We start from the raw sequence: 5,137 nt of genomic DNA on the forward strand, positions 1-5,137 counted from the left end.
TGGCGGCCTCGGGCGGCAACCAGACCGTCTACGTGGACCAGCGCTCCGGCGGCGGAGGCTGGCGCAGCATCGGCACCTTCTCGCTGAACGCCGGCACCTACAACGTCGTCGGCGTCAGCCGGTGGACGGCCGGCACGGGCCTCGTCATCGCCGACGCGGTCCGCATCAGCAAGGTCTGACGGGCCCGGGCCCGGCGGTCCGGGCGCGGTCCGGGCAGGTCCGGAAGGCCCGAGTCATCGAAAGCCGGCTCACACCCTCTCCCCCGGGGGTGTGAGCCATTTCACTTTGCCAATCATGTAATCGATTTCATAAGCTGCCGTGTAATCGATTACACGGAGGAACGATGGCAAGGATCAAGGACGTCGCCGCGCAGGCCGGTGTCTCCGTCGCCACGGTCTCCCGCGTGCTCAACGACAACCCCTCGGTCAACGAGGAGACCCGGCGGCGAGTTTACGACGCGATGAGCGCGCTCAACTACGTGCCGAACGCCGTCGCCCGCTCCCTGCGCACCACCGCGACCAGGACGATCGGCCTGATCATCGGCGACGTCCTGAACCCGTTCTTCACCGAGCTGGCCAGGAGCGTCGAGGACGAGGCCAGGCGCGAGGGCTTCACGGTCGTCATGGGCAACGCCGACGAGCGCGCCGACCAGCAGGACCACTACGTGCGCACGCTGCTGGAGCAGCGCGTCGACGGGCTGCTGATCTGCCCGACCGCCGAGGTCACCCCGCTGGTGCAGCAGCTGGCCGAGGCCGGCCGCCCGGTGGTGTTCCTCGACCGCACGATCTCCGGGCTCGACGTGCCCTCCGTGCGTTCCGACGGCGCCGCCGCCATCGCCGAGCTGGTCCGCCACCTGCGCGAGCAGGGCCACCGGCGGATCGCGCTGGCCTCCGGCCCGGCCACCCTGTCCACCGGCCGCGAGCGCACGGCCGCCTTCGCCGCCGCGATGGCCGCCGAGGGCCTGGAGGTGCGCCCCGAGTACGTGCGCCCCGGCGACTTCCGCGAGGGCAGCGGCCGGCGCATCACCGCCGAGCTGCTCGACCTGCCCGAGCCGCCCGAGGCGATCTTCTTCGGCGACAACCTGATGACGCTCGGCGGTCTGGAGGAGATCCAGGCCAGGGGCCTGCGCATCCCCGCCGACGTGGGCGTCGCCTCCTTCGACGACGTGACCTGGTTCAAGCACACCGCCCCGCCGATCACCGCCATCGCCCAGCCGACGGCCGAGATGGGGCGCCTGGCCGTGCGGCTCGTGATCGGCCGGATCCAGAGCGGGCAGGCGGCCGACTCGCACGTCCTGCCGGCGCGCCTGGTGATTCGCCGATCATGCGAGCGGAAAGGGATCATGGAGTGACCGCGGAGATACTCAAGGCCGAGGGCCTGCGCAAGGTCTTCCCCGGCGTCGTGGCACTCGACGGCGTCGATCTGAGCCTGCGCGCCGGCGAGGTGCACGTCCTGCTCGGCGAGAACGGCGCGGGCAAGAGCACGCTGATCAAGATCCTTTCGGGCGCGTACCGGCCGGACGGCGGGCGCGTCACCATTGACGGGCAGCCGGTGGACATCCGGTCGGCGGGCGACGCCCAGCGGCTTGGCATCGCCACCATCTACCAGGAGTTCAACCTGGTCCCCCAGCTCACCGTCGCGGAGAACCTGGCGCTCGGCCGCCCGCCGCGCCGCTTCGGGCTGGTGGACAAGAAGCGCATGGAACGGCAGGCCAAGGCGCTGCTCGACCGCGTCGGCGTGGACGTCGACCCGACGACGCCGATCTCCCGGCTCGGCATCGCCCGCATGCAGATGGTGGAGATCGCCAAGGCGCTCGCGCTCGACGCCCGCGTGCTCATCATGGACGAGCCCACCGCCGTGCTCACCTCCGGCGAGGTCGCCAAGCTGTTCACGATCGTCCGCCAGCTCCGCGACGAGGGCGTCTCGATCGTGTTCATCACCCACCACCTGGAGGAGATCGCCGAGATCGGCGACCGGGTGACCGTGCTGCGCGACGGCAGGTCCGTCACCGAGATCCCGGCAGACACCGCCCAGGACGAGCTGGTCAGGCTCATGGTGGGCCGCCCGATCGACCAGCAGTTCCCGCGGCAGGCCGCCGAGCGCGGCGAGGCCCTGCTCAAGGTCTCCGGCCTCGGCCGCAGGGGCGTCTTCGACGACGTCTCGTTCGAGGTGCGCGCGGGCGAGGTGGTCGGGGTCGCCGGGCTGGTCGGCGCCGGCCGCACCGAGGTCGCGCGGGCCGTCTTCGGCGCCGACCGCTACGACACCGGCGAGGTGGTCGTCCGCGGCACCCGCCTGGCGCCCGGCGACGTGCACGCCGCCATGGAGGCCGGGCTCGGCCTGGTCCCCGAGGACCGCAAGGGCCAGGGCCTGGTGCTCGGCGCGGACGTCGCCGAGAACCTGGGCCTGGTCACCATGCGCGCCGCCACCCGCGCCGGCTTCGTCGACCGCGCCGGCCAGCGGAAGGCCGCCGGGAAGGTGGCCGAGCAGCTCGGCATCCGGATGACCGGCCTGGACCAGGAGGTCCGCACGCTGTCCGGCGGCAACCAGCAGAAGGTCGTCATCGGCAAGTGGCTGGTCGCCGACGCGGGCGTGCTCATCCTCGACGAGCCCACCCGCGGCATCGACGTCGGGGCCAAGGTCGAGATCTACCAGCTCATCAACGCGCTCACCGCCTCCGGGCACGCCGTGCTCATGATCTCCAGCGATCTGCCGGAGGTGCTCGGCATGAGCGACCGCATTCTGGTCATGGCCCGCGGCAGGCTCGTCGGCGAGCTGCCCGCGGCCGGGGCCACGCAAGACGACGTCATGGCCCTCGCGGTCACGGATGTGGAGGGTCCCCGTGCCAAGTAGCACCGTTCCGAACAAGCTCACCGGCCGCCGGTCGCCCGCCGCGGCCTGGTTCGCCGAGAACGGCGCGCTCGCCGCGCTCGTCGTGCTGGTCGTGGCGCTGTCGTTGTTGTCCTCCGACTTCCTCAGCGTGACGAACCTGCTCAACGTCGGCGTCCAGGCGGCCGTCACCGCGATCCTGGCCTTCGGCGCGACGTTCGTGATCGTCACCGGCGGCATCGACCTGTCCGTCGGCTCGGTCGCCGCGCTGTCGGCGATCGTGCTGGCCTGGACGGCCACCAGCGCCGGGCTGCCGTGGCCGGTCGCCGTCGTGGTCTCGCTGGCCGTAGGCGTCGTGTGCGGCCTGGTCAACGCCGCCCTGATCGCGTACGGCAAGCTGCCGCCGTTCATCGCCACGCTGGCCATGCTGGGCATCGCCCGCGGTCTGGCGCTGGTCATCTCGCAGGGCAGCCCGATCGCGATGCCCGACTCGGTCTCGCACCTGGGCGACACGCTCGGCGACTACCTGCCGATCCCGGTGCTGGTGATGCTGGTCATGGGCGTGATCGCGGCCGTGGTGCTCAACCGCACGTACCCGGGCCGGGCCATGTACGCCATCGGCGGCAACGAGGAGGCCGCCCGGCTGTCCGGCATCAAGGTCAACCGGCAGAAGCTCATCACGTACGCGCTGTCCGGCGCCTTCGCGGCGGTGGCCGGCATCGTCCTGGCCAGCCGGCTGGCCTCGGCCCAGCCGCAGGCCGCGGCGGGCTACGAACTGGACGCGATCGCGGCCGTCGTCATCGGCGGCGCGAGCCTGTCCGGCGGCAAGGGCAGGGCGCTCGGCACCTTCGTCGGCGCGCTCATCCTCGCCGTGCTGCGCAACGGGCTGAACCTGCTGTCCGTCTCGGCGTTCTGGCAGCAGGTCGTGATCGGCGTGGTGATCGCGCTCGCGGTCCTCGTCGACACCCTGCGGCGCAGGGGAACGAACTAGGAAAAGGAAGTAAAGATCATGCGGATTCCCGCGATTGTCATGGCCGGCGCCGCGCTCACGCTCGGCCTGGCCGCCTGCGGCTCCTCCGGCGACGGGGGCTCCGGTGGCACGTCCTCGGGGGGCGGGGACATCAAGATCGGCATGTCGGTGTCGACCCTGAACAACCCCTACTTCGTGCAGCTGCGCAGCGGCGCGGAGGCGGAGGCCAAGAAGGAGGGCGTCACGCTGACCGTCACCGACGCCCAGAACGACGCCTCCCAGCAGGTGAACCAGGTCCAGAACTTCACCAGCCAGAACATGAAGGCGATCATCGTCAACCCGGTGGACTCCGACGCGGCGGCCCCGGCGGTCAAGGCGGCGGACCGGGTCAAGATCCCGGTGATCGCGGCCGACCGCGGCGTCAACGGCGCGGAGGTGGCCCAGACCGTGGCCTCCGACAACGTGGCCGGCGGCAAGCTGGCCGCTCAGGAGCTGGCCAAGCAGCTGGGCGAAAAGGGCAGCGTGGTCGTGCTGCAGGGCACGGCGGGCACGTCCGCCTCGCGCGACCGGGGCCAGGGCTTCGCCGAGGGCATCGCCGCGTACCCGAACATCAAGGTCGTGGCCAAGCAGCCGGCCGACTTCGACCGCACCAAGGGCCTGGACGTCATGACCAACATGCTCCAGTCGAACCCCGGCATCACCGGCGTCTTCGCCGAGAACGACGAGATGGCGCTGGGCGCGATCAAGGCGCTGGGCGCCAAGGCGGGCCAGCAGGTCAAGGTCGTCGGCTTCGACGGCACCCCCGACGGCCTGAAGGCGGTGCAGGCGGGCACGCTGGCCGCCAGCGTCGCCCAGCAGCCGTCGCTGCTCGGCCAGCAGGCGGTGCAGGCCGCGGTCAAGGCCGCCAAGGGCGAGACCATCGACAAGACGGTGGCCGTGCCCGTCAAGGTGGCGACCAAGGAGAACGTCGCGGACTTCCAGTGAAACGCGCGGGGATTCTGAACGCCGAGCTGGCGGGGGCCATGGCCCGGCTCGGCCACACCGACCAGGTGCTGGTCTGTGACAGCGGGATGCCCGTGCCGCCCGGCGTTCGGGTCGTCGACCTGGCCTTCCTGCCGGGCATCCCGGCCTTCGCCGACGTGCTCGGCGGGCTGCTCGCCGAGCTCGTCGTCGAGGGGGCCACGGCGGCCGAGGAGGTGCGCGCGGGCAACCCCGGCTGCGCCGAGCTGCTCGCCGCCCGGCTGCCGGGGCTGGCGTACGTGCCGCACGAGGAGCTGAAGCGGCTGTCGGCGGGGGTGCGGCTGGCCGTCCGCACCGGGGAGGCCACGCCGTACGCGAACG

6 protein-coding genes are annotated in these 5,137 nt (G+C 71.8%); all 6 read left to right on the forward strand.

Annotated elements, in window-relative coordinates; translation table 11 throughout:
* The coding region (locus ACWCSD_RS47485) for a golvesin C-terminal-like domain-containing protein (RefSeq protein WP_449925566.1) at window positions 1-179 on the forward strand (179 nt) is incomplete at its 5' end.
* Window positions 180-343: 164 nt separating this feature from the next.
* Window positions 344-1,351 (forward strand): LacI family DNA-binding transcriptional regulator, encoded by a 1,008-nt coding sequence (locus ACWCSD_RS47490; protein WP_449925556.1) that lies wholly within the window; start codon window positions 344-346, stop codon window positions 1,349-1,351.
* The gene (locus tag ACWCSD_RS47495) at window positions 1,348-2,850 is read left to right on the forward strand and encodes a sugar ABC transporter ATP-binding protein (RefSeq protein WP_449925559.1); all 1,503 of its coding nucleotides are present in this window, start codon (window positions 1,348-1,350) and stop codon (window positions 2,848-2,850) included. The genes ACWCSD_RS47490 and ACWCSD_RS47495 overlap by 4 nt, the downstream gene beginning before the upstream one ends.
* Complete coding sequence (locus ACWCSD_RS47500; RefSeq protein ID WP_352320688.1) at window positions 2,840-3,817, forward strand: ABC transporter permease; 978 nt, start codon at window positions 2,840-2,842, stop codon at window positions 3,815-3,817. Before ACWCSD_RS47495 ends, ACWCSD_RS47500 begins: the two co-directional genes overlap by 11 nt.
* 18 nt (window positions 3,818-3,835) lie before the next feature.
* The gene (locus ACWCSD_RS47505; RefSeq protein ID WP_358291739.1) at window positions 3,836-4,780 is read left to right on the forward strand and encodes a substrate-binding domain-containing protein; all 945 of its coding nucleotides are present in this window, start codon (window positions 3,836-3,838) and stop codon (window positions 4,778-4,780) included.
* Window positions 4,777-5,137 (forward strand): D-ribose pyranase (gene rbsD, locus ACWCSD_RS47510; RefSeq protein WP_449925563.1); only part of this gene is annotated, 361 nt, incomplete at its 3' end. The genes ACWCSD_RS47505 and rbsD, both read left to right, overlap by 4 nt.

The sequence above is a fragment of the Nonomuraea sp. NPDC001684 genome, assembly GCF_053596515.1.

Bases quoted from the DNA above. Each gene is read 5' to 3' on its own strand.
- ACWCSD_RS47505 (WP_358291739.1), top strand. From the start codon at position 3,836: ATGCGGATTCCCGCGATTGTCATGGCCGGCGCCGCGCTCACGCTCGGC.
- ACWCSD_RS47490 (WP_449925556.1), top strand. From the start codon at position 344: ATGGCAAGGATCAAGGACGTCGCCGCGCAGGCCGGTGTCTCCGTCGCC.